Origin of the sequence: Variovorax paradoxus, from assembly GCF_030811855.1 — a bacterium.
In the GTDB taxonomy this organism is placed as follows: domain Bacteria; phylum Pseudomonadota; class Gammaproteobacteria; order Burkholderiales; family Burkholderiaceae_C; genus Variovorax; species Variovorax paradoxus_L.
In genome coordinates this window covers 298,866-322,983 of sequence record NZ_JAUSRN010000006.1, presented here as the reverse complement: position 1 = coordinate 322,983, position 24,118 = coordinate 298,866, and the positions used below count along the sequence as shown (strand labels likewise).

Sequence of the window (24,118 nt, the reverse complement as noted above, 5' to 3'; positions counted from 1 at the left end):
CGCAGACAGTGGGGTCGCCTTTTCTTTGCTTACTTTCTTTTGGCGAAGCAAAAGAAAGTGAGTCGCCCGCCGGGGCGACACCCGGCCTCGGGAAGTAACCGCCGCGCAGCGGTATAAAACCAACTATCCTTCGCGCCCTCAAAAGAGGGCAGTAAGAGTCAGACCGCCAACCGAGCCAACTTCCGCTCACTCATGCGCTTCGCCACACGCGGCAACACCAGCACAGCCACAATGATGACCACCAGCGTGATCGACATAGGCCGCTGGAAGAACACCGCAGCACTGCCCTCCCCGATCGACATGGCGTTGCGCAGCTGCGCCTCGGCGAGCGGCCCGAGAATCATGCCCACAACCACAGGAGCAGTCGGAAAGTCGAAGCGCCGCATCACGACGCCAAGCAGGCCGATGCCGTACAGCAGGAACAGGTCGAACGCGCTCTGGCGCATGCCGTAGGCACCCACCGTCGCGAAGATCAAGATGCCCGCGTAGAGCTGCGGCTTCGGAATCTTCAGCAGCTTGACCCACAGGCCCACCATCGGCAGGTTCAGCACCAGCAGCATCACGTTGCCAATGTAAAGCGACGCGATCAGCGCCCACACCAATGCGGCCGAGGTGGTGAACAACTGCGGACCCGGCTGGATACCGTAGTTCTGGAACGCGCCGAGCAAGATGGCCGTGGTGTTCGACGTCGGAATGCCCAGCGTGAGCAGCGGAATGAGCGCGGCAGTCACGGTGGCGTTGTTGGCGGCTTCGGGGCCGGCCACGCCTTCGATGGCGCCGGCAGTGCCGAACTCGGCCTTGTCTTCCGGGTTCTTGGCCAGCTTCTTTTCCATCGCATAGCTCAGGAAAGTCGGGATCTCGGTGCCGCCCGCGGGAATGCAGCCGAAGGGCGTGCCGATGGCGGTGCCGCGCAGCCATGCCGGGATCGAGCGTTTCCAGTCGCGCTTGGTCATGTGGACGCGGCTCAGCCTGTTCTGGCCTTCGACCACCTTGCCCTCGTAGAGCACGGCGTACAGCACTTCGGCCACGGCAAACAGGCCCACCGCAACCAGCACGATCTCGATGCCGTCGAGCAGCTCTGGCACGCCGCCGGTATAGCGGCCCTGGCCCGAGATCTGGTCGAGGCCGACGCAGCCGGCAGCAAGGCCGATGAACAGCGCCGTCATGCCGCGCAACGTGCTCTTGCCGAGCACCGCGCTCACGGTGGTGAAGGCCAGCAGCATCAGCAGGAAATATTCGGGCGGCCCGAGCTTCACGGCGAACTCCGCCACAAACGGCGCGAACAGCGTGACGATGACCGTGGCGATGGTGCCCGCAACGAAGGAGCCGATGGCGGCCGTGGCGAGCGCAGCGCCCGCCCTTCCGCTCTTGGCCATCTTGTTGCCTTCCATGGCCGTGACCATGCTGGCCGTCTCACCGGGCGTGTTGAGCAGGATCGACGTGGTCGAACCGCCATACATGGCGCCGTAATAGATGCCCGAGAAGAAGATCATCGAGGCCGTGATCTCGACCTTGCCCGTGATCGGCAGCAGCATGGCCACGGCCACAGCGGGGCCGATGCCTGGCAGCACGCCAACGGCCGTGCCGAGGGCACAGCCCACCAGGCACCAGAGCAGATTGACCGGGGTAATCGCCGCGGCGAAACCCGTCATGAGTGCGTTGAAGATTTCCATGTCAGATCCAGCCGGTGGTGGTGAGGCCCGGCAGGTTGATGGCCAGGAACTTGGTGAACATCCAGAACACGGGTGCGGCAATGAGCGCGCCGGTCAGCAAATCGATGGCCCAGGTTCGCGGCAGATTGGCCGAAGGCTGTCCGCTCGCGCGGCGCAGGCCCTGCACCGCCAGCACGTAGCACAGCGTGCAGCTCAGGATAAAGCCAAGCTGAGTGATGAGCGCCGCATTGAGCAGCAGGCCCGCCGAGACCCAGACGAAGCCCGGCCAGTAGGCCTGCTCGGCCCCCGTAGGTGCATCAAGCTCGCGAAAGCCGCCGGTGCGTGCTTCCCAGAGGATCCAGCCGCCGCACAGCGTGAGCACGCCCGACACCAGCCACGGCAGGAAGTTGGGCCCGACGCCGCCATAGCCGGCCTCGGAAGGAATGCCGATGGCGCCGAAAGCCAGCGCCAAGCCGGTCAGCAGCACACCGGCACCGACCAGGGTTTGCGGCCAAAGAGCCGCGGGTTGCGGCGAGACCGAGGATTCTGGAGTTGTCATTTTTTGCTCCCACAGTCAGGGAAAGGATTGGGACCCATTGAAGGGTCACACTATCGAAAGAGCCCCCATCCCCTTCCAGAAACACCGAGGAACCGGCTCTGCCGGGCCTCTGGTGTTGCCCCCGGTGGGGGGTTGGCGTAGCGACACGAAGTGCGCGGAGCCTGGGGGCGAGCCAAAGTCAGATCATTCCGGACTTGGCCATGATGGCGCGCAGGCTGGCGAAGTCGTCGTCGACAAACTTGGCAAATGCCTCGCCCGACAGCACGGCCGGCGTCCAGTCGTTCTTCTTGAGCGATTCAGCCCACGACGGGCTCTTGAGCGCGGCCAGCACCATGTCGGTGAGGGCCTTGCGCTGTTCCGCGGTGATACCGGGGGCGCCATACACGCCGCGCCAGTTGCCGATCTCGACGTCGATGCCCTGCTCCTTGAGCGTCGGCACGTTGATGCCCGGCAGGCGCTGGGCGGACGTGACGGCAACGGCCTTCATCTTGCCGGCGGCAATGTATTCGGCGAACTCGCTATAGCCGCTGCCGCCGATGGTGACGTTGCCGCCCAGAATGGCCGCCGTGGCCTCGCCGCCGCCCCGGAAGGCCACGTAGTTGATCTTGGACGGGTCGGCGCCGACCTTCTGCGCGATCATGGCCGCGGCAATGTGCTCGGTAGAGCCGCGCGAACCGCCGCCCCACTTGACGCTGCCCGGGTCCTTCTTGAGCTGCTCGACCACATCCTTCATGGTCTTGAAGGGCGAGTTGGCCGGCAGCACGAAGACGTTGTATTCGGTGGTCATGCGCGCAATGGGCGTGGCCTGCGACAGATTGACCGGCGGCTTGCCGGTGATGATGCCGCCGAGCATGACGGAGCCCATCACCATGAGCGCGTTCGGATCGCCCTTGGAGCCGTTCACGAACTGGGCCAGGCCCAGTGCGCCGGCGGCGCCGCCCTTGTTGTCATAGGTGACCGTGTCGGCCTGCTTGGATTCGGTCAATGCCTTGCCCAACGCGCGGCCCGTGGTGTCCCAGCCACCGCCCGGGTTGGCTGGAATCATCATCTTGACGTTGGCTGCGGCGCGCGCCGACAACGGCAGCGCTCCGGCGGCGGCCAGCGCGGCCAATGACTTCAAAAAGGTGTCGCGACGCATCGAATGTCTCCTGGTAACTAAAGAAAACCTGACTTGGACCTGAGCCGCTATCATGCGCCGCCCTGCTGTCAGTTGGCTGTCCACCGGACTGGGGAAAACACCGAAGTACCATTCCCCCCTCCAAGCCCATGAAGCTGCTGCTGGTCGAAGACGATCCCTCGATGCAGGTCACCCTGCAGCGCGCCCTCGCCCGCAGCAAGATCGACGTGCGCATCTGCGGCGACGGCGCCCTGGCCGTCGAGCAATGGCGCGCCTTGGAGCCCGACGTGGTGGCGCTCGACCTGAGCCTGCCCAACCTCGACGGCCTTCAGGTGCTGGCCGATGCACGCGCCGCGGGGCTGCGCACGCCGGTGCTGCTGCTGACGGCCCGCGGCACCGTGGGCGACCGCATCATGGGCCTGAATGCCGGCGCCGACGACTACCTGCCCAAGCCCTTCGACCTCGATGAGCTGGAGGCGCGCATCCGCGCCCTACGCCGGCGCCACCAGAACGCGGGCCCCGACGTGATCCTGAACCCGCAGGAAGTGGGCGGCCTGCGCTTCGAGCCCGAAAGCGGCGCCATCTACCACCGCGGCGGCATCTTGGAACTCACGCCGCGCGAACTGGCGCTGCTCAAGGCGCTGATGATGAAACCGGGCCATGCGGTCAGCAAGGAGCGGCTTTTCGAACTGGTGTTTCCGGGCGAGACCAATGTGCAGTACGAAGCTGTCGAGGTGGTGGTGTATCGCCTGCGCAAGAAGCTCGTGGGCACCGGCGCCGCGCTGATGACGCTGCGCGGGCTGGGCTACCTCTTGCGCGCCGAACAATGAAGGCGGCCTTGTCGCTGCGCGCGAGGCTGCTGTTCGGCATTCTCGCGCCGGTGGCCATTTTCATCGTGATCAACAGCGTGAGCCTGTACCGGCAGAGCCTGGCCGCGGCCACCACCGCTTACGACCGCACGCTGCTCGCCTCGGCCAAGACCATCGGCGAACAGCTCGACGTGGAAGGCTACGACGAAGCGGCGCGGCTGCGCGCCATCGTGCCCTACTCCGCGCTGGAAGCCTTCGAGGCCGACAACCGCAGCCGGCTTTTCTATCGGGTTTCGGCGCTCGATGGCGAGATGGTTTCGGGCTTTGCCGAACTGCCGTTCTGGCGCGGCCGCATCCCCGACCGCGGGGCCTATTCGGCGCTCGTCGATTTCTACGACGCGCGCTTTCGCGACCAGCCCGTGCGGATGGCGGTGCTGCTGCAGCCGGTGGCCAGTGGTCGCGGCCGCGGCATGGCCGTGGTGCAGGTGGCCGAAACCCTGGAGCTGCGCGAAACGCTGGTGCGCAAGCTGCTGGTGGACATGCTGTGGCGGCAGCTGCTGCTGATGGGCGTCATCGCGCTGGTCACGGTGCTGGTGGTGCAACGCGCCACGCGGCCGGTGCGGGAGCTCGGCGAAGCCATCGAGAAGCGCGCCGCCGACGACCTGTCGCCCATCGATGCACCCGATGCGCCGCGCGAACTACGCCCACTGATTGACGCCACCACGGAGGTCATGGGCCGGCTGCAGCGCCTGCTCGACCACCAGAAGCGCTTTGTGCGCGACAGCGCTCACCAGTTGCGCACGCCGCTGGCGGTGCTGAAGGCGCAGGTGCAATCGGCGCGGCGCGGCGACGTGGCGCCCGAACAGGCACTTAGCGAAATCAATCAGACGGTGGAGCGCGCGACCACGCTCGCCAACCAGATGCTGTCGCTTGCCAAGGTCGAGCAATTGCGCCAGCAGCCGGAATCGGTCGCGCTGGAGCTCGGCGAAGTGGTGCGCCAGATTGCGCTGGACCTCTCGCCTCTCATCGCCGACAAGGCGCTCGATTTCGAGCTGGCCGTCGAACAGCCTGTGACGGTGCGTGCGCACCAGTGGATGCTGCAGGAACTCACCCGCAACCTGCTGCACAACGCGATCAAGCAGAGTCCGCGGGGCGGCGCACTTTCCGTCATGGTTCGTTCCGACGAGGACGAGGCGGTGCTGACGGTGCGCGACGAGGGACCCGGCATTTCAGCCGAACTGCGCCAGCGCCTGTTCGCGCCCTTCTCTGCCGGCGACACGGGAAGCGGCTCGGGGCTGGGCCTGGCCATTTGCCGCGAGATCGTGCTCGCTCTGGGCGGACGCATCAGCCTGGACAACCGCAGCGTGCAGGAAAATTCCGCACAGGTGGTCGGGCTCGACGCTGTCGTGCGGCTCCCTGTCTACCACCACAATTTCTGAATATGGATCGCTTGCGCATCGACAAATGGCTCTGGGCCGCCCGCTTCTTCAAGACGCGATCCCTGGCTGCGGATGAGATCGGCAAGAACCGGATACAGGTCAATGGCGACATCGCCAAGGCCTCGCGCGAGGTCAAGGCGGGAGACACGGTCGCGATCCGCCTTGGGGCGGTGACTCGGACTGTGACCGTGCGCGGCTTGAGCGGCCAGCGGGGCCCGGCACCCGTGGCGCAGCAGCTCTATGAAGAAACCCCGGAGAGCATTGCCGCGCAGGTTGCCATGCGCGAACAGCGACGCATGGGGAGCGAACCTGCCCTGGCGATCGTGCAGGGCCGCCCTACCAAGCGCGACCGGCGCGAACTCGACGGTGCGGCGCGGCACGCCGACTGGGACGACCGCTGGAGCGCATCCATCGATCCTGACGAGACCGATCGCTGACGGGCTTTGCCGATCGCGTACGCTGCGTCTTTTTTGAACGGAGCTCCGGTCCATGCCCAGCCTGAAGAAATACCGCGTCGGCGGCAGCAAGTTCAAGCTCTCGCAGGTGGACCCGGGCGAAACGCCTTTTCTAGAGGGCAACGAAGCCGCGCAGGTTGCCGAGATCGACGCCCTTGCAGGCGAGCTCGACGAGATGCAGGACCTGCTGCATGCCGAAGGCCGCCGCAAGGTCCTGCTGGTACTCCAGGGCATGGACACCAGCGGCAAGGACGGGACCGTGCGCTGGGTCTTTTCGCGCACCTCGCCGCTGGGTGTTCGCGTCACGGCCTTCAAGGCGCCAAGCGACGAAGAACGCGCCCACGACTATCTCTGGCGCTGCCATGCGGTCGTGCCGCGCGCGGGCGAAATCGCGGTGTGGAACCGCAGCCACTACGAAGACGTGCTGGTGCCGGTGGTCGAGGGCTGGATCGACAAGGCCGAAGCGAAGCGGCGCTACGCGCAGATCAACGACTTCGAGCGCCTGCTGGTCGAGACCGGCACCGTCATCGTCAAGTGCATGCTGCACATCGACAAGGACGAGCAGCGCGAACGCCTGCAGGCCCGAATCGACACCCCCGGCAAGCAATGGAAGTTCAGCCTGGGCGACTTGGAGGTGCGCACCAAGTGGAACGCCTACCAGGAGGCTTACGACAAGGCGCTGCGCGCAACCTCGACCGAGCACGCGCCCTGGTACGTGATACCCGCCAACCACAAGCGGCACCGCAATCTCATGATTGCCCGGCTGCTCATGAAAACTCTCCGGGACATGAAGTTCAAGGCGCCACCCGCAGACCCCGCGCTCAAAGGCATGGTCATCAAGTGATCGGGCGTGTGCTGCGCGCCAGCGTCGCGAGCGTCAGGAGCGGCGGCTGGTCGATTGGCCCAGGGCGCGGCACTTGCCGAATTCGCAGCGAACGGGCAAGGTCGCGCCGTTCGAACACGGCACGCTGTACGACTCGTAGCCAGGGCCTTTGGCGATCAGTTCCGCCCGCGGCTGGATGCTGCACTGGCCCGCCTTGGCGACCACTTCGGCGTTGTACGTGTCCACACCCGTTCGGCGCGGGGTCAGCACGACCTCCGGATTGAAGGAGTGGCCGTAGAACGTGTCCCGCACGTTGGGGTCGAGATTGCGATAACCGCGCTTTGCCATGCAGTGCACTATTGCGATCTGCTGGTGCTCGGCAATCACGCTCGCGTCGGGGCGGTAAGACATGTCGATCGCCGCAGCCGCGATGCCCCCTTGGGCAGCCGCAGCCACAATCCCCTGCCCGTGCACGGTGATCAACCCAAGGCCCAGCGCCAGCCACATGGCGTCGCCCGACTCGCTACGCGCGGTGATCCGAGTTGCCGCAGTGCGGCAATCGGCCACGTCGCTGTCATAGCGGGCCTTGTCGACACCTTCCATGGCCACCATGGGCACATACGACAGGCCCGATCCTGTTCCGGGCTGCGTCGGAGTCGGCGGCGTGCTGACGCACCCGGCCAATGCAACTACGGCGCACACGATGCTCAGCAGCAGCTTCATGGGGTTCCCTCGTCCTCTTTCGCGATGTTTGCGCCGATTTAACCATACAGATAGTTACTCTTGTGGCATTTTTTGTCGCGAAGTTGCGACGCCCAATGGCTTGAATGCTTTCGTCTGCAGGTTCGGCAAGACATCGCGAGCGCCGACTCGCGCGCGCGCAACGATCCACCGCCAATTGTTTCAAATTGCTTCAATCTGACAATCTCTGACTATTTGCTCCTGTACGAAATTAGTTGTTAATTAAAATTACTGTGCGTAGCAACTGTGCAAATTTCTTTCGCACAACCCAACACAACCACTGAAACCATGCGAGTCGCCGCAGTCGATGACGATCTGACTCAGCTTGATCTGACCAAATGCACGCTGAAGGCAATGAACCACCATTGCCACACCTTTACGGAAGGGGCTGCATTGATGAACGAACTGCGCCGCGAATCGTTCGATTTGCTGCTCCTGGATTGGGAGCTTCCCGACATCTCTGGCCCGGATATCGTGCGGTGGGTCAGAAGCAACGTGAAAGAGAACATTCCAATTCTCTTCGTGACCAACCGACGGGGCGAGCGCAACGTGGTCGAAGGGTTGGGCGTGGGGGCGGACGACTTCATGAGCAAGCCCGTCGGAGTTGCCGAACTGGCCGCTCGCATCCAGGCGTTGTTGCGCCGCGCGTATGTTGCGCCCCGCGCCAAGGAAGAATCGTGGGGCCGCTACCGGTTCATTCCCGCTGCGGCAAGGCTCGAGGTCGACGGCGAGGTCGTTCAACTGACTCAGAGGGAGTACGACCTCGCATTGTTTCTCTTCCGGAACATGGGGCGCCTGATCTCGCGCAGACACATGCTGGAAAGCGTTTGGAAGACCAACAATCCCGGAGGAACCGAGTTGATGTCTCGGTCCCTGGACACACACGTTTCGCGAGTGAGAACGTTGCTGGCATTGCGGCCTGAGAACGGATATCGCCTCTCAGCGGTCTACGGCCAGGGCTATCGCTTCGAGGCGGTTCACGACCCCATGACCAACGCTGGCGCGCTGCCCTGAAAGGCCCGAGCTTTCAATCCTTGCTTCGCCAGCGCCGCCGCTGACTGGGATCTGCAGCCGCCTTTTTTCCCGCTCAAGTGCCGCCGCGCTTCGCCGTGCAAAGCAAACTAACAACCACCGAGTGGGCACGAAGCTTGCACCCGCTTTCGCGAACTGGTGAATGTCAGTCTTGCATACAAGTTTGGTGCATGAATCTGAACGTTTTGCTCCATGAAGGTGCCTCTTTGCCCACCAACGGAAAAACCAGAAGGCTGCCAACTTGACGAGACGGGGCTTAGAGAAATACATGCACGCAACGTCTCCAGATCCGAAGATCGGGCCGCCCTCTCGCCTAAGCACGGTCCGATACGCTCGCTGGATCAGTTGGAGCGGGCTGGCGCTCTTTGCGGTGGCGCTGGTCGTTGGGATGGATATTTTCGACCTGGTGCGGCAACCGAACCGCATCCTGCAAGACGCACTCGTCGCATCGCAACACCGCGACGTGCAGCGCAGCGACGTGGTGGTCGTCGCCATCGACGAAAAAACCATTTCGGCATTGGGCGCCTGGGCTTTTCGCGGGGCGGCCCATGCCGAGCTCATCGATCGCATCAGCAAGGACTCGCCGCGGGCAATTGGCCTGGACCTTCTGTTGACCGACTCGGACGCGCACTCCGCTGACGACGACAAGGCGCTGGCGGCCTCTCTGCAGCAAAGCGGCCGCGTCGTTTTGCCGATGACGATGCAAACGTACTACGGAGCCAATCCGCGGACCGTCCAGCCGATCCGCGCCTTGGCGACGAGTGCGAATCGCCTGGGGCTCGATCGTCTTCCGGTGGACAACGACGGCGTCCTGCGCGACATCTATCTGCAAGAAGGCCTTCGTGATTTCGAACTGGATCACTTCAGTCTCGCCATGCTCCGTGTGGGCGACGCCGATCGCTTCTCCCTGCACGTGCCGGGCAGCACCAAGGCGGAAGAGCTTTCTCACGCCCCGCCTTCCGGACGGTGGCTCGACTGGCGGCGCTCGCACAAGCTGATCGTGCCGTTCGCAGGCCCGCCAGGGCACTTCAACCGCATTTCCTACGTCGATGCGATCAGCGGCTTGCTTCCGCCCGGTACGTTCGACGGCAAGTACGTGCTGGTGGGCACCACGGCCGCCGAATTGGGCGGCCTTTACGAGGTCCCCGTCGCTGGCGACGACACGTTGATGCCAGGTGTCGAGATCAACGCCAACGTCCTGGACAGCCTGCTGGGCCGACTCGAAGTAACGCCGGCCCCGCTCTGGTTGAACGCGAGCCTGAACGCATCGGCCGTGTTGTTGGCCCTGGTGGGCATGGCGTTTCTGGAGCCGTTGTTCGCCCTGTTTCTGGCTGGGTCGCTGGCGCTCGCGCTGCTGTCGGCCTCTTGGGCCGGATTTGCTTTGTTGCGTTTGCAGTTTGCTCCGGTCACCGGGGTGCTGGGCTTGGGCATCGTGTACACGCTTTGGAGCTGGAGCCGCCTGAATGCGGCCACGCGTTATTTGATCGATGCGTCCATTCATTTGCGCGCGACTGCAAGCATCTCCCAACTGCCCTGTGACGCAACGCGATCATCAGGTGATTTTCTCGACCGACGCATCAGGGCACTGGCGCAAGCCACGCGGCACTTGCGCGACCTGCATCAGCTCGTGAGCGACAGCCTGAACAGCCTGCCAGACGCAAAGCTGGTGTGTGATCAGCAAGGCCGCGTGCGACTGGCCAACGCCGCGGCGGCACATTACTTCAACGTGGCCTCCAGCGAGGCATTGAGGAACATGTCGGCGATCGAGCTCATGCGCGGCGTCCGCTCATCGGAAAGCCATGAAGCCGTTGTCACGCCCGACCTGCTGGCGCAGCACCCGACAACGATTGCCGTGTCCGCCCGGGATGGCGACGAGCTGGACCTGCTCGTCAAGCGCGCGCCGTCGCTCAACGCCGACGGGCAGCATGTCGGATGGATCCTGAGCCTTGTCGACGTGACTGAAATGCGCCAGGCCCAGCGGCAACACGAAGATGCGATTCATTTTCTGAGCCACGACATGCGCGCGCCGCAAGCCGCCATTCTCACGCTGCTGGAACTCGATCGGCACGCACCTTCGGCAATGTCTCCGTCGCAGTTTCGCGAGCGGATCGGCCGGCATGCGCGCAAGGCGTTGTCATTGTCGGAGGGGTTCATCCAACTGGCACGTGCGCGGTCGCAGCCCTATCGCCTGGAGGTCCGCAACCTGGCGGCCATCTTGCTCGAATGCATCGACGACACCTGGGAAGCGCGCCGCCGCAGCCAGGTTCAGGTGATCGTGGATTCAAGCAGCGCGGCCGAGGCGTTCTGCCGTGTTGAACCCAATCTGGTCGCGCGCGCAATCGACAACCTCTTGGGCAATGCAATCGAACATTCGCCGCCGCATTCGACGATCATCTGCGCCGTCGAGCAGCACCAGGACGGCTGCGCCATCCGCATCCAGGACCAGGGGCCGGGCATCGGCAAGGACAAGCAGGCGGCAATTTTCGAGCCTTTTGACAGAGGCGGAAGCGCGCGCAGCCGAGCCCATGGTGCCGGGCTGGGACTGACGTTCGTCAAGACAGTTGCCGCTCGCCATGGCGGACGGGTGGTGCTTGAAAGCGCCGAGGGGTCGGGCTGCACGTTCAGGTTCGTTCTGCCAGCGTCCCCAGGATGCTGCCAGCGCCCTTGCGCACTTCCCGCACCGGAGGAGCTGGCGCTCGATGCCCTGTAAAAAGAAGCCTTTGGATTCCCTTGCGCGGCAAGGGAGGACAAATGAAAAACGGCCCGTGAAGGGCCGTTTTTACTTGCTAGCTGGCGGAACCGGAGGGATTCGAACCCTCGATGAGGCTCTACACCCCATACTCCCTTAGCAGGGGAGCACCTTCGGCCACTCGGTCACAGTTCCTGAAAGAAGCCGAGATTATGCCACCGTCAGGCGGCAGGTTGATCCAGATCGAAGGCTTTGTGCAGCGCGCGCACGGCCAATTCCATATATTTTTCGTCGATCACGACCGAGGTCTTGATTTCGCTGGTCGAAATCATCTGGATGTTGATGCCCTCTTCGCTCAGCACGCGGAACATCTTGCTGGCCACGCCGACGTGGCTGCGCATGCCGATGCCGACGATGCTGACCTTGCAGATCTTGGTGTCGCCCACGATTTCGGTCGCGTTCAGCGAGGGCATGACCTTGGTCTGCAGCAGGTCGACCGTCTTCGCATACTCGTTGCGATGCACGGTAAAGCTGAAGTCGGTACGGCCGTCCTTGCTGAGGTTCTGGATGATCACGTCGACCTCGATGTTGGCGTCCGCCACGGCGCCGAGGATGTGATACGCGATGCCTGGCTTGTCGGGCACGCCGAGCACCGAGATCTTGGCCTCGTCGCGGTTGAAAGCGATGCCGGATACAACGGCTTGTTCCATGTTTTCGTCTTCCTCGAAAGTGATCAGCGTGCCGGACTTGGCCTCTTCATTGATGTCGATGTCCCACGGCGTGAAGCTCGAAAGCACGCGCAGTGGCACCTTGTACTTGCCGGCAAATTCGACCGAGCGGATTTGCAGCACCTTGGAGCCCAGGCTCGCCATCTCGAGCATCTCTTCGAAGCTCACGGTCGAGAGGCGGCGCGCATCGGGCTCCACGCGCGGGTCGGTGGTGTAGACGCCGTCCACGTCGGTGTAGATGAGGCATTCGTGTGCCTTCATGGCTGCCGCAATGGCCACGGCGGAGGTGTCGCTGCCGCCACGGCCCAGCGTGGTGATGTTGCCGTCTTCGTCCACGCCCTGGAAGCCGGTGATGACGACGACCTTGCCGGCGTCGAGGTCAGCGCGCACGCGCTCGTCGTCGATGCTCTCGATGCGGGCTTTGGTGTAGGAGTTGTCGGTGCGCACCGAAACCTGCCAGCCCGCGTAGCTCACGGCTTCCATGCCTTCGGCCTGCAGGGCAATGGCCAGCAGCGCCGACGAAGCCTGTTCGCCCGTCGAGGCGAGCATGTCGAGTTCGCGCCCATGGGCCTCGCTCGGTTTGCTGGGCGCCAGCTCCTTGGCCAGGCCAAGCAGGCGATTGGTTTCGCCGCTCATGGCGCTCGGGACCACGATCATCTGGTGGCCGGCGCGTGCCCATTTGGCGACGCGCTTGGCAACATTCTTGATGCGCTCGGTCGAGCCCATCGACGTACCGCCGTATTTGTGAACGATCAATGCCATGGGTGAATTCAGAGAAAAGGAAAGGGCCGCTCCACCCCGGAGTGCGAGCGCGGCGCCCTGCGAGCCGTCAGCGCGAAGCCTTGGGCGAGGGCCCGGAATTGTACCAATGCAGAAAATCGCCCCTCCGCTCGACGAAACCGCGGGCCACCTTCAGGTGGATGCGGTGGCCTCGGGTGGTACAGGCGCGAACCTGATCCAGCAGTTGTTCCAGCTGCGCCGCACTGGGCGCGCAGCCGTGCGCCTGCATGAGCCAATGCCGCAGCACGTTGGCCTGGCGCGCGCGTGAAAGCGCCTGCAGTTCGGCGATGCGGGGTGGGTTTCCCACCCCGGCCAAGTCTTGCCCTGCCAGCTCGCTCAGCAGTTCCTGGGCCTGTGCGGCATGGCCGATGCTGCGGGCAAAGGTGGCGCGGAACTGCGGAAAAGTGCGCTCGAGCGCAGGCAGAAGCACGGCGCGGATCCGGTTGCGTGTGTAGCGCTCGTTTTCGTTGGTCGGGTCCTCGATCCAGGGCAGATCGAGGTCTTTCAACCAGGCGCGAATATCGGCGCCGGGCACAGCCAGCAACGGCCGATAGATGTCCAGCCCGTGGCGTTGCGCATGCTCGGGCATCGAGGCCAGGCCCGGGAGCCCGGCGCCCCTGGACAAAGCCAGCAAGAGCGTTTCGACCTGGTCGTCGGCATGATGCCCCAAGGCTATGGATTTAATAGCGCCGGCAGGTTCGCCCGTGCGGGCCATCGTGGCAAAGGCTTCGTAGCGAGCGCGCCGGGCCGCATCTTCAGGGCTGTCGCCCTGTGCATGGCGGGCATCGACGCGATGCACGTGCAGCGGCACGCCGAGGCGCTCGCACACGGTGGCGCAATGCCGTTCGAAATCGTCAGCCGCTGCCTGCAGCCCGTGGTGAACGTGAAAGGCCACCACTTGTCCCGGCCAGACGGATGCGCACGCGGCCAGCAAGGCCGTGGAATCCGCACCGCCGCTGAAGCCCACCGCCAGCGGCAGATGCGCCGGCTCGAACGCGGCCATCGCGCGTTCGAAGGCTTCGTTCATGGGGCGCTTGCTTATCTGCCGGTGTCGGCCTTGGTGTCGTTGAACCGGCCGTAGCTCTGCAGGCGCTCGTAGCGGCGATCGAGCAGTTCCTTCGGCTTCAGGTCGCTGACCTGGCGGAAGGCATCGTTGAGCGCCCGCTTGAGGAAAGCGGCCATCTGGCGATGGTCTCGGTGCGCGCCGCCAACCGGCTCATTGACGATCTTGTCGACCAGGCCCAGCGCCTTGAGGCGGTGCGCCGTGATGCCGAGGGCATCGGCCGCTTCCTGCGCCTTGTCGCTGGTCTTCCAGAGAATGGAAGCGCATCCTTCAGGGCTGATGACCGAGTAGATGGAGTACTGCAGCATTACGAGCTGGTCGCCAACCGAGATGGCCAGCGCGCCGCCGGAGCCGCCCTCGCCGATGATGGTGACGATGATCGGCACCTCGAGCTGCGCCATCTCGAAGATGTTGCGGCCGATGGCTTCGGACTGGCCGCGCTCTTCGGCATCGATGCCCGGGTAAGCGCCCGGTGTGTCGACGAAGGTGAAGACCGGCAGCTTGAACTTTTCGGCCGTCTTCATGAGGCGCAGGGCCTTGCGGTAGCCCTCGGGCTTGCTCATGCCGAAGTTGCGCGCGGTGCGCTCCCGGGTGTCGCGGCCCTTCTGGTGGCCCAGCACCATGCAGGGCGTGCCGTTGAAGCGTGCGAGGCCGCCCACAATGGAGAGGTCGTCGGCAAAGTGCCGGTCGCCGTGCAGTTCGACGAAGTCGGTGAAGATCTCGTTGACGTAGTCGAGCGTGTAGGGGCGTTCCGGATGCCGGGCGATCTTGGTGATCTGCCAGGGCGTCAGGTCGCTATAAATGTCTTTGGTGAGCTGCTGGCTTTTCTTGCCGAGCTGGTCGATTTCCTCCGAGATGTCGACCGCCGATTCGGTCTGTACATAGCGCAGTTCTTCGATCTTGGATTCGAGTTCAGCAATGGGCTGCTCGAAGTCGAGGAAGGTTCGTTTCGCCAACGTCTTCTCCTGTTGTTCAGTATGCGACCGGTACCGGGTCGAGCGATCGCCAAATATACCAAGTCGCCACGCTGCAATACGGCGCCCAGGCCACGGCAACGTCGCGGGCATCGCTGCGGCTCACCGGATCGCCCGAAAAATAATTGACGCTGATGCCGTTGAGCAGGCCGAGGTCGTCGACGGGCAGCACGTTGGGACGCATCAGGTGGAAGATGAGGAACATTTCCGCCGTCCAGCGTCCGATGCCTCGAATAGCGACCAGCTCGTCGATGATGAGTTCATCGGCCATGTCCTTCCAGGCGTCGACGTGCACCGCACCGGAATCGAAATGGATGGCCAAGTCGACCAGGTATTCGACCTTGCGGGCCGAGAGCCCGGCCGCGCGCATGTCGTCGACCTTGAGCTTGAGCACGTTGGCCGGTGTCAGCTTTCGCGGCAACACCGCAAATTTGTCCCAGACCGTTTGCGCGGCTTTAACGGAAATCTGCTGGCCCACGATGCTTCGCGCGAGCGTGGTGAATGCATCGCCGCGCGATTCGAGGCAGGCATCGCCGAATTTCGGGATCAGCCGCTTCATCACCCGGTCTTTCTTGGACAGGTGCTTGCAGGCGTCTTCCCAATAGTCCGGCGTGTAGATCTGGACCACCGGATTCTTCGAAGCGGGCATGGGGTTGGTGGTTCCGTTCACTGCGCGGCGGCCCAGGTGGTGCCAGTGGGCGAATCCTTGAGCACGATGCCCTGCGCCAGAAGATCATTGCGGATGCGGTCAGCCTCGGCAAAGTTCTTTGCGGCCTTGGCCGCCGCGCGCGCGTCGATCTGCGCCTGGATGGTGGCTTCGTCCAACGTGGCGCCTGCGCGCAGGAAAGCCTTCGGATCACTCTGCAGAATATTCAGGCAGCCGCCCAACGCCTTCAGCAGCCCGGCCTGTGCCGGCGATTGCGTGCGGTTCACCTCGCCCGCCAGATCGAACAGCACCGCGACGGCTTCGGGCGTTGCAAAGTCTTCGTCCATGGCGGCCTTGAAGCGCGCCGCGTACGGGTCAGCCCAGTCGATGGCTACAGCTTCAGGCGCGACCAGGTCGAGCGCCGTATAGAGCCGCTTGAGCGAATTGCGGGCGTCGTCCAGGTGCACGTCGCTGTAGTTGAGCGGACGGCGATAGTGCGCCCGCACCACAAAGAAGCGAATGGTCTCGGCGTCATATTTCTTGAGCACATCGCGAATCAAGAAGAAGTTGCCCAGGCTCTTGGACATCTTCTCGTTGTCGGTCACGATGAAGCCGTTGTGCATCCAGTAGTTGGAAAGCGGTTTGCCGGTGGCGCCTTCACTCTGCGCAATTTCGTTCTCGTGATGCGGGAACTGCAGGTCTTCACCGCCGCCGTGGATGTCGAGCGTTTCGCCGAGCAGTTCGCAAGCCATTGCCGAGCACTCGATGTGCCAGCCGGGGCGGCCCGGGCCGAACTCGCTGGCCCACTTCACTTCATCGGGCTCGCTGGCCTTGGCACTCTTCCAGAGCACGGGGTCGAGCGGGTCGTCCTTGTCGTCGAGCACGGCAACGCGTTCGCCGGCGTGCAGTTCGTCGATCGACTTGCCGCTGAGCTTGCCGTAGCCCGGGAACTTGCGAATCGCGTAGTTCACGTCGCCGTTGTCTGCGCGGTAGGCTAGCCCCTTCTTCTCGAGGGTGCCGATCATCGACAGCATCTGCGGGATGTAATCGGTGGCACGGGGTTCGTGCGTGGGCCGCTCGATGCCGAGCGCGTCGGCGTCTTCGTGCAGCGCATCGATCATGCGGTCGGTGAGCGAGCGGATCGTTTCGCCGTTCTCCACCGCGCGTCGGATGATCTTGTCGTCGATGTCGGTGATGTTGCGCACGTAGGTCACACCGTACCCGCTGGCCTTGAGCCAGCGCTGCACGAGGTCGAACGCAATCATGGAGCGGGCGTGGCCCAGGTGGCAGAGGTCGTACACCGTCATGCCGCAAACGTACATGCGCACCTTGCCGGCTTGCAATGGGGAGAATTCCTCCAGTTCACGCGAGAGCGTGTTGTAGATGCGCAGACTCATGAGGCTCGGAAAACGTCGCTTCGCGCACGTGCGGCACGGGCGAACGACGGTGTATTTCAGGGGTGACGGGACAGTAGCTGCGAGAGGTTGGACATGGCCCCTCGGCTACAATGCAACGCAGTATAAACGGCTACCGCCGTGTCCTTTCGGGTGTTTTCGAGGCCCGCATTTCCCCAATTCTGCCGAGGCTTCATGAAGCACGTCGCATTCACCAAACTCTCCCTTGCCTTTGCTCTGCTCTTTAGCCTGTGGGGTTCCGCTGCGTACGCCAACGACTACGACGACGTGAACACTTTGCTGCGCCAGGGCAAGTCGAACGAGGCGCTCGCCAAGGCCGATGCCTACATCGCCGGCAAGCCGCGCGATCCGCAGATGCGCTTTCTGCGCGGCGTGATCCTCACCGAGCAGAAAAAGCAGAACGAAGCCATTGCCGCGTTCACGCAGCTCACGCAAGACTTTCCGGAATTGCCTGAGCCCTACAACAACCTGGCCGCGCTCTATGCATCGCAAAGCAAGTTCGACCAGGCACGCGCGGCACTCGAACAGGCGCTCAAGCTCAACCCCAACTACGCCACCGCGCACGAGAACCTGGGCGACGTGTATGCCCGCCTCGCGGCCCAGGAATATGTGCGGGCGCAGCAGTTCGCCAGCACCAATGCCAGCGTCGGGCCCAAGCTCTCGCTGATCCGCCAGATCTTCACTCCCAAGACCGAAGCGGACGCCGCGGCCCTGCCGGCAGCACCGCCGGACGTTCGCAAGCCGGTCGGCCGCGCAAGCAAGTAGCCGCAAGCAGCCGTCCGCGGCGCATTGCCGTCCTGGCGGCTTGCATTGCCCGGCCGGCGCCCCACATCATTCGCACACGGAGCTTTCCTTGACGACACAAGTCCTTTCCCAGACCGCCCGATTCAGCCGCCGCGCTGCGCTGGTGCTGGCCTCCGCCCTTGCCTTCGCCGGCGCCGCGCACGCAGAGGCCGGACCGCGCGTGAAGCTCGACACCTCGGCCGGCGACATCCTGATCGAACTCGACCAGGCGAAGGCGCCCAAGACGGTCGAGAATTTTCTGCAGTACGTCAAGGACAAGCACTACGACGGCACCGTGTTCCACCGCGTGATCGACGGCTTCATGATCCAGGGCGGTGGCTTCACGCCAGAAATGCAGCAAAAGCCGACCCGCGCGCCCATTGCCCTCGAAGCCAGCAACGGCCTCAAGAACGACAGGTACACGATCGCAATGGCCCGCACCGGCAACCCGAACTCGGCCACCTCGCAGTTCTTCATCAACGTGAAGAACAACGACTCGCTCAACGCACCCAATCCCGACGGCTACGGCTACACCGTGTTCGGCCGTGTCGTGGGCGGCACCGAAGTGGTCGACAAGATCCGTGCTGTTCAAACCGGTAACAAGGGCGGCATGCAGAACGTGCCGCTCGAGGCCATCATCATCAAGTCCGCCACACTGGCGAAGTAGTTTCCGAACATCCGAAAGAAGGACTCCCTCATGAGCAACCCCAAAGTCGAACTCCACATCAAGAACTACGGCGTGATCACGCTCGAACTCGACGCCGCCAAGGCGCCGAAGTCGGCCGAGAACTTCGTCAACTATGTGAAGAACGGTCACTACGACAACACGGTGTTCCACCGCGTGATCCCCGGCTTCATGGTGCAAGGCGGCGGCTTCGAGCCCGGCATGAAGCAAAAGCCCACCGGCGCCGAGATCGAGAACGAAGCCAACAACGGCCTCAAGAACGACAACTACACCGTTGCCATGGCCCGCACGAGCGCACCGCACTCGGCCACCGCCCAGTTCTTCATCAACGTGGCTGACAACGGCTTCCTGAACCACACCGCTCCCTCGGCCCAGGGCTGGGGCTACGCGGTGTTCGGCAAGGTCACCGGCGGCACCGACGTGGTCGACAAGATCAAGGCCGTGAAGACGGGCCGCAAGGGTTTCCACGACGACGTGCCGCTCGAAGACGTCGTGATCGAAAAGGCCGTGGTCGTCTCCGAATAAGGACAGGCGCGGCATGGGCTCGGACGTGGCGGCACCTGCGGCTTTCAAGGAGCTGCTCGCCCCGCCCGCGTGGCGCACCGTCGACCTGATCTCCGACCTGCACCTGCAGGCCGGCGAGCCCGCCACCTTCGAGGCCTGGCGCGGCTATTTGCAGACCACGCCGGCCGATGCATTGATCATCCTCGGCGACCTGTTCGAGGTGTGGGTGGGCGACGACGCGGCCGCCCTGCCCGGCTTCGAGGCCGAGTGCGCCGAGCTGCTGCGCCGCACGGCCGAACGGCTGCCGGTGTACTTCATGCATGGCAACCGCGACTTTCTCGTCGGCCCGGCGCTCGCCGCCCAATGCGGCTTCACGCTCTTGGACGACCCCACGGTGCTGGTGCTGCATGGCGAACGCTGGCTGCTGAGCCACGGCGACATTCTTTGCCTGGACGACACCGAGTACCTCCAGTTCCGCGCCCAGGTGCGCACGCCCGAATGGCAGGCGGCATTCCTGGCTCGTCCGCTGGCCGAGCGCCGCGCGCTTGCGCGCTCCATGCGCGCGCAAAGCGAAGACCGCAAGCGGGATCCGTCAGCGCGCTGGGCCGACGTGGACGGCGACGCCGCCCGCCAATGGCTCCAGCAAGCGCGCGCGCACACGCTGGTGCACGGCCACACGCATCGACCCGCCGACCACGACCTGAGAGACGGACTCAAGCGCGTGGTGCTGAGCGACTGGGACGCCGCGGCCCATCCGCCGCGTGCGCAACTGCTCTGCCTTTCCACCGCCGGCGCGCAGCGCGTCGACCTGCGCTAGCGCCGCCCATGTTCAAGTGGCTGCGCCGCCTGCGCGCCCTGCCCCCGATTCCCGAAGTCGCGTGGCGCGCCACGCTCGAGCGCTATGCCTTTCTGGGTGCTTTGCCTCTCGATGCGCAGCAACGGCTGCGCACCCTGGCAGCCGAATTTTTGCGCGACAAGGAATTCCATGGCACCCAGGGCTTCGTCATCACCGACGAGGTTGCGTTGGCAATTGCCGCGCAGGCCGTGCTGCCAGTGCTGAACCTCCCGGGCGGACTCGACTGGTACGACGATTTCGTTGGCATCGTGGTGCATCCGTCCGAGGTGGTCGCGCGCCGCAAGGTCGTCGACGAAGCACAGGTGGTGCACGAATACGACGAGGTGGTGGCTGGCGAGGCCATGGACCGCGGACCGGTGATGCTGAGCTGGCAGGACGTGCTCGCGAGCAGCATCACGGCAGGCGGCGGCTACAACGTGGTGATCCATGAGTTCGCCCACAAGATCGACATGCGCGGCGGCGATGCCGACGGCTGCCCGCCGCTGCCGCCCGGCTTTGCGGGCAAGCGCAGCGCACGCGAAGCCCGCGCAGCCTGGCTGGCCGTGCTGCAGCCGGCGTACGAAGACTTTCGGGAGAAGACAATCCTTGCCGACCGCTTCGGCGCCGAAGCACCCTGGCTCGACGACTACGGCGCGACGTCGATCAGCGAGTTCTTTGCCGTGGCCTGCGAGGCTTACTTCGTGAACCGTGCGAACTTCGCCCGCGATTTCCCGGCGGTGCTCAGTCTCTTCGACGCATTCTTTCGGCCTGAAAAGGCCTGACGACTGCCCCACAAATCCGAGTTTCTTTGCTTACGCGCCCGCATACCCTGTCCAGGGTATCAGCGGATCGCGCAGTGCCTTGCCTTTGCAAGGCTCAGGCGTAGCATCGCTGCGCCATCGCCCACCACAGCACCGTTGCGCGTGATGACCTGAAGCGTCGCGCCGTCGGGGGCGGCGCGGCCTCAGGTGATTCATCCCCCGTGGACATCACAGGAGAAAAAAATGGTGACCTATATCGGTATGCTGAACTTCACGGACAAGGGCCTTCAGAGCGTCAAGGAAACCACCCAGCGCGCCGCTGCCGCCAAGGAAAGCGCCAAAAAGCTCGGCGTCAATATGCGCGATATTTACTGGACCATGGGCGACTGCGACGTGCTCTGCGTGCTCGAGGCCCAGGATGAGCAAGCGCTGGCCGCATTCAACCTTGCGATTGCCATGCAGGGCAATGTGCGCACGCGCTCCTTGCGTGCCTTCACCGCCAAGGAAGTGGACGAGATCCTGGCCAAGCTCTCTTGAGCCGCTCTGACGCAGCACCGGGATTGCAGCGTTGCTGTTCACTGGAATGAAAAAGCCCGCGTGCAGCGGGCTTTCTCGTGAACCAGCGCCGACGCCTTACTTGCGCAGCAAGGCCTTCAGCGCGTTCTGCAAACGGCGCGCACTCGCAGCGTCGTGCGCCGCAGCCAGCACCTTGCCGGCGTCCTGGCCCCAGGTCTGGGCCGGCGGTGGATCGCCGCGCTTGGTCAGCAGCTTGAGCTGCAGCGCGCGGCGTGCATCGAGCTGCTCGGCAGGGGTCGGCACTTCGGCGGCCATTTCGAGCCGCAGCAGAGCCTCCGCTGCTTCGTCGGGAGCGGCCTTGGGCGCCGAACTGACGGCCTGGGACCAACCTGTGCGCACCGCCGGCGTGACCGCGCGTCCCAGTTCCTGGACGCTGGGCAGTTTGGAGGCGTCGCGCTGCTCCCATGCACCGAGCACTTGCGTGAGTGCTTCTCCGTGCGCCTGCGCCGCCAGCTTGCGTAGCGCCATGTCCGCACGTTCGAGCGCTTCGCGCTGCGCGCGGAAGGCGGCGTCGCCGAGCCTCGGACCCCGGTCTTCGAAGCGCGGCGGACGGTCGCCGAAGCGGCCGGCCGGTGCGCCGCGATCACCGCGCGCATCGGGACGAGGCGCGCCGCGGTCGCCGGGGCGGCCAGGGCCGCCCGGGCCAGGACGGGCGCCGTCGCGCCGATCGCCGAACCTGCCGCCGGCACGGCCTGCAGGTGCAGCTTCCGTCTTCCGGCTGCCAGGACGATCGTCGCCGCGCATGGCCACGACCGGCTTGGACGCAGGCTTCGGTGCCGCCGCAGGCGCCGGACTCTCGACTGCAGCCGCTTCGCCGGCTTCGTGTGCCGCGTCATCGGTGCGCGCAGCCGCGTCCGCGCCGTCGGCGGGAGCAACGAGGTCGGGAGTTGCGCTTTGAGCGGCGTCGACATGTGCAGCCGGCAAGGCTTCCGCATCACTGGAGCCCGGCGCCTGTTCGGCGCTTTCGCCGAACTCGGCCGCAGCCTGGCCGGGCGCAACCACCTCGGTGGCGCCGACTGAGGGGCCGTCGCTGGATGCCGCGGCTTGCGCGGGTTGGGCGGCCGTTGCCGGTGCTGGCGGGGGCGCTTCGCCACGCAGTGCGGCTTCGAGGCGCGCGATGGCGGCGCGGATCTTCTGCACGTCGCCGCCGGCGTTGGCCGCGTCGAGCGCCTTGGAAGCCTCGAGCACGTGGCGATCGTGTTCGCTCATGGCGGAGGCTGACTTTTCGCGCTCCGCTGTCTTGCGGTTGAAGGCTTCGTCGATGGGCGCGCGGAATGCGTCCCACAGCTTCTGTTCATGGCGGCGGTCGAGCGGCACGCCCTGGGCTTCCGCCTGCCAGCGCTGCTGCAGCGCCTTGACCGCATCGATGCGCAGCATGGGTTGGGCGCCGAGTTCGGCAGCCTCCGCGATCATGGCCTGGCGCCGTTCGATGCTGGCCTTTTGTGCAGTCTCGAAGGGCGCACGCGCGGCACCGAAGGCTTCGTTCCACTGCGGCTGCAGTTCGGCGAATACCTTCTCGCCCACGTGGCCGGCATCGCGCCAGCGGTCTGCGAACTGATGCAGTGCGCGGTTGTGTGCCTTCAGATCGGAAGGCTCGGCGTGCTCGGCCGCCCAGGCCTTGACCTCTTCGATGAGCGCGACACGATGGGCGCGGTGCTCCGCGGCATCGGCGCGAACCTTTTCGAGCCAGGCCTCCACCACCTTGTGGGCTTCATTGCAGGCTTCGTCGAAGCGCTTCCAGAGGGCGTGGTTCGGCACGCCACCTTGGTCGGCCTGTTTCCATTGGTCGCGCAGCGAGCGCAGCGTTTCCTGCATCTTGCGGCCGCCGAGCGCCTGACCTTCGGGGCGCTTGAGCAGGCCTTCGGCCTTGGCCACGAGGTCTTCGCGGACCTTGTCGGCGCTCCAGCGCTGCCAGCCTTCGAGTTCGCCAGCCGCAACCAGCGCCGCATGCACGCGGGCCTCGAGCGGCGCATCGACCAGCTTGCCATGTTCCTTCAGCACTGCGCGCAGCGCCGCGGCCGCGCCGGCGCTGGCCTTGCCGTGGCCTTCGGCGGTTTCCTGTTCGAGCTTGGCGAGCGCAGCCTGCACGGCGTCTTGCGCAGCGGCGCGCACGGACGGGTCGACCTTGGGTGCGGAGGGCTTGGCAGGCGCGGCCTTCGGGGCCACCACTTCGCCGCGAGCGGCGCGCAGTTCATCGGCCCAGACGGGCACCGGCGGCAAGGGCGCCGCGGCATCGGCAGCCGCGGCCTGCGCCTGGGCCAGCGCACCGTGGAACGCATCGGACACGACCAGCAACTGCGCCTTCGACGACTCGAGCTGCGGTGCAAACCTGGCGTCCAGGCTGGTCCAATTGGCATCGGTCGTGATTTCGTCAGCCTGCTGCTGCCAGTGGGTCACGTCGGCGCGCAGCGATTCCTCGGCGGCCTGGGCATCCTGCCAGCTCTTGGTCGACAGCACTTCGAAGCGCTGTGCGAGCAGCACGGCGGCCTCGCGGTGCACCTGAGCGCGGTGCTGCAGGTCTTCGATGCCTTTGACGCGCTCGGCGAGCTGCACCTTGAAACCAGCCAGCGGCTCGCGCGACAAGGGTGCGCCGGCCTTGGCAGCATCGCGCTGCCAGGCAAGCGCATCGGCAATGTTGAGCTTGGACTGCGCCAGCAAAGCCTCGGCCTTTTGCGCCCATTCGGCCGCAATGGCCTCCTGGCCCTTGGCGCGCTTGAGCTCGTCGAGCTTTTCGCGCAACAGGCGTGCGGCGCCCTTGTCGCGGCCGCTCAGCTCCTTGAAGACTTCCTGCATCTGCTCGGTCGCGGGGTTGCCCGCGAGCCAGTCGCGGATGCGCGCGGCGCGCTCGCCCGAAGTTGGCGCGGTGAAGGCGCCGCCGGTGAGCGTGTCGAGGGCCTGGAGGTCGTGTGGCTTGGAAGAAGTAGAGGTCACTTGCGCGAAATCGTTGTCTGAAGAGAGAAAGCGAAGGCGCCGGCAAAGGCCGGCGCACATCGACATTTTCACCCACTTGTGGCGGGCGGTTGAATTACATGCCGCAACGGCGGCCAAATGG

General features: G+C 64.8%; 22 protein-coding genes and 1 tRNA gene. 12 read left to right on the top strand and 11 right to left on the bottom strand.

Annotated elements, in window-relative coordinates:
- Window positions 1-158 precede the first annotated feature (158 nt).
- From J2X92_RS14515 to J2X92_RS14505, 3 genes are all read right to left on the bottom strand, one after another.
- Window positions 159-1,673 carry a tripartite tricarboxylate transporter permease gene (locus J2X92_RS14515; protein ID WP_307576661.1) on the bottom strand — a complete coding sequence of 505 codons (1,515 nt, stop codon included), beginning with the start codon at window positions 1,671-1,673 and terminating at the stop codon, window positions 159-161.
- A gap of 1 nt (window position 1,674) precedes the next feature.
- Entirely contained in the window at window positions 1,675-2,211 is a 537-nt protein-coding gene (locus tag J2X92_RS14510; RefSeq protein ID WP_307576660.1) for a tripartite tricarboxylate transporter TctB family protein, read from the bottom strand.
- Window positions 2,212-2,389: 178 nt separating this feature from the next.
- Window positions 2,390-3,349 carry a tripartite tricarboxylate transporter substrate binding protein gene (locus tag J2X92_RS14505; RefSeq protein WP_307576659.1) on the bottom strand — a complete coding sequence of 320 codons (960 nt, stop codon included), beginning with the start codon at window positions 3,347-3,349 and terminating at the stop codon, window positions 2,390-2,392.
- 128 nt (window positions 3,350-3,477) lie between these two features.
- Here J2X92_RS14505 and J2X92_RS14500 point away from each other — a divergent pair, with 128 nt between their 5' ends.
- From J2X92_RS14500 to J2X92_RS14485, 4 genes are read left to right on the top strand one after another with little or no spacing between them, the layout of a single operon-like run.
- Window positions 3,478-4,158 (top strand): response regulator transcription factor, encoded by a 681-nt coding sequence (locus tag J2X92_RS14500; RefSeq protein WP_307576658.1) that lies wholly within the window; start codon window positions 3,478-3,480, stop codon window positions 4,156-4,158.
- Window positions 4,155-5,576 carry a sensor histidine kinase gene (locus J2X92_RS14495; protein ID WP_307576657.1) on the top strand — a complete coding sequence of 474 codons (1,422 nt, stop codon included), beginning with the start codon at window positions 4,155-4,157 and terminating at the stop codon, window positions 5,574-5,576. The genes J2X92_RS14500 and J2X92_RS14495 overlap by 4 nt, the downstream gene beginning before the upstream one ends.
- Window positions 5,577-5,578: 2 nt before the next feature.
- Entirely contained in the window at window positions 5,579-6,013 is a 435-nt protein-coding gene (locus J2X92_RS14490) for an RNA-binding S4 domain-containing protein (protein ID WP_307576656.1), read from the top strand.
- Window positions 6,014-6,065: 52 nt separating this feature from the next.
- Complete coding sequence (locus J2X92_RS14485) at window positions 6,066-6,875, top strand: polyphosphate kinase 2 family protein (RefSeq protein ID WP_307576655.1); 810 nt, start codon at window positions 6,066-6,068, stop codon at window positions 6,873-6,875.
- 33 nt (window positions 6,876-6,908) lie between these two features.
- Here the strand turns inward: J2X92_RS14485 and J2X92_RS14480 are convergent, their stop codons facing one another.
- Complete coding sequence (locus J2X92_RS14480) at window positions 6,909-7,577, bottom strand: hypothetical protein (RefSeq protein WP_307576654.1); 669 nt, start codon at window positions 7,575-7,577, stop codon at window positions 6,909-6,911.
- A gap of 306 nt (window positions 7,578-7,883) precedes the next feature.
- On the opposite strand from J2X92_RS14480, the gene J2X92_RS14475 reads away from it, so the two are divergent.
- Together J2X92_RS14475 and J2X92_RS14470 are read left to right on the top strand one after the other, a co-directional pair.
- Window positions 7,884-8,609 carry a response regulator transcription factor gene (locus tag J2X92_RS14475; protein WP_307576653.1) on the top strand — a complete coding sequence of 242 codons (726 nt, stop codon included), beginning with the start codon at window positions 7,884-7,886 and terminating at the stop codon, window positions 8,607-8,609.
- Window positions 8,610-9,015: 406 nt separating this feature from the next.
- The gene (locus tag J2X92_RS14470; protein ID WP_307576652.1) at window positions 9,016-11,337 is read left to right on the top strand and encodes a CHASE2 domain-containing protein; all 2,322 of its coding nucleotides are present in this window, start codon (window positions 9,016-9,018) and stop codon (window positions 11,335-11,337) included.
- An 81-nt stretch (window positions 11,338-11,418) separates the two neighbouring features.
- Here J2X92_RS14470 and J2X92_RS14465 read toward each other — a convergent pair.
- From J2X92_RS14465 to cysS, 6 genes are all read right to left on the bottom strand, one after another.
- A tRNA-Ser gene (locus J2X92_RS14465) sits at window positions 11,419-11,511 on the bottom strand.
- A gap of 26 nt (window positions 11,512-11,537) precedes the next feature.
- Window positions 11,538-12,806, bottom strand: a complete 1,269-nt coding sequence (locus tag J2X92_RS14460; protein WP_307576651.1) for an aspartate kinase — start codon at window positions 12,804-12,806, stop codon at window positions 11,538-11,540.
- A gap of 67 nt (window positions 12,807-12,873) precedes the next feature.
- Complete coding sequence (tilS, locus tag J2X92_RS14455) at window positions 12,874-13,851, bottom strand: tRNA lysidine(34) synthetase TilS (protein WP_307576650.1); 978 nt, start codon at window positions 13,849-13,851, stop codon at window positions 12,874-12,876.
- Between the two features lie 11 nt (window positions 13,852-13,862).
- On the bottom strand, window positions 13,863-14,843 hold the full coding sequence (locus tag J2X92_RS14450) for an acetyl-CoA carboxylase carboxyltransferase subunit alpha (protein WP_307576649.1): 981 nt from the start codon (window positions 14,841-14,843) through the stop codon (window positions 13,863-13,865).
- A 16-nt stretch (window positions 14,844-14,859) separates the two neighbouring features.
- Window positions 14,860-15,510 (bottom strand): DNA-3-methyladenine glycosylase family protein, encoded by a 651-nt coding sequence (locus J2X92_RS14445; RefSeq protein WP_307576648.1) that lies wholly within the window; start codon window positions 15,508-15,510, stop codon window positions 14,860-14,862.
- 17 nt (window positions 15,511-15,527) lie between these two features.
- Window positions 15,528-16,904 carry a cysteine--tRNA ligase gene (gene cysS / locus J2X92_RS14440; RefSeq protein WP_307576647.1) on the bottom strand — a complete coding sequence of 459 codons (1,377 nt, stop codon included), beginning with the start codon at window positions 16,902-16,904 and terminating at the stop codon, window positions 15,528-15,530.
- A 192-nt stretch (window positions 16,905-17,096) separates the two neighbouring features.
- Between cysS and J2X92_RS14435 the strand changes: the two genes are divergently transcribed.
- The 6 genes from J2X92_RS14435 (at window position 17,097) to J2X92_RS14410 (ending at window position 21,027) form a co-directional block, all read left to right on the top strand.
- On the top strand, window positions 17,097-17,687 hold the full coding sequence (locus J2X92_RS14435; protein ID WP_307576646.1) for a tetratricopeptide repeat protein: 591 nt from the start codon (window positions 17,097-17,099) through the stop codon (window positions 17,685-17,687).
- An 88-nt stretch (window positions 17,688-17,775) separates the two neighbouring features.
- Window positions 17,776-18,372 (top strand): peptidylprolyl isomerase, encoded by a 597-nt coding sequence (locus J2X92_RS14430; RefSeq protein WP_307576645.1) that lies wholly within the window; start codon window positions 17,776-17,778, stop codon window positions 18,370-18,372.
- Between the two features lie 30 nt (window positions 18,373-18,402).
- Entirely contained in the window at window positions 18,403-18,915 is a 513-nt protein-coding gene (locus tag J2X92_RS14425) for a peptidylprolyl isomerase (RefSeq protein ID WP_307576644.1), read from the top strand.
- Window positions 18,916-18,928: 13 nt separating this feature from the next.
- The gene (locus J2X92_RS14420) at window positions 18,929-19,711 is read left to right on the top strand and encodes a UDP-2,3-diacylglucosamine diphosphatase (protein ID WP_307576643.1); all 783 of its coding nucleotides are present in this window, start codon (window positions 18,929-18,931) and stop codon (window positions 19,709-19,711) included.
- Window positions 19,712-19,719: 8 nt separating this feature from the next.
- The gene (locus J2X92_RS14415; RefSeq protein WP_307576642.1) at window positions 19,720-20,511 is read left to right on the top strand and encodes a M90 family metallopeptidase; all 792 of its coding nucleotides are present in this window, start codon (window positions 19,720-19,722) and stop codon (window positions 20,509-20,511) included.
- Window positions 20,512-20,733: 222 nt separating this feature from the next.
- A complete protein-coding gene (locus tag J2X92_RS14410; RefSeq protein WP_307576670.1) occupies window positions 20,734-21,027 on the top strand; it encodes a GYD domain-containing protein in 294 nt (97 codons plus the stop codon).
- Window positions 21,028-21,123: 96 nt separating this feature from the next.
- On the opposite strand, the gene J2X92_RS14405 is transcribed toward J2X92_RS14410, so the two are convergent.
- Window positions 21,124-24,057 carry a DUF349 domain-containing protein gene (locus tag J2X92_RS14405; RefSeq protein ID WP_373424844.1) on the bottom strand — a complete coding sequence of 978 codons (2,934 nt, stop codon included), beginning with the start codon at window positions 24,055-24,057 and terminating at the stop codon, window positions 21,124-21,126.
- Window positions 24,058-24,118 lie beyond the last annotated feature (61 nt).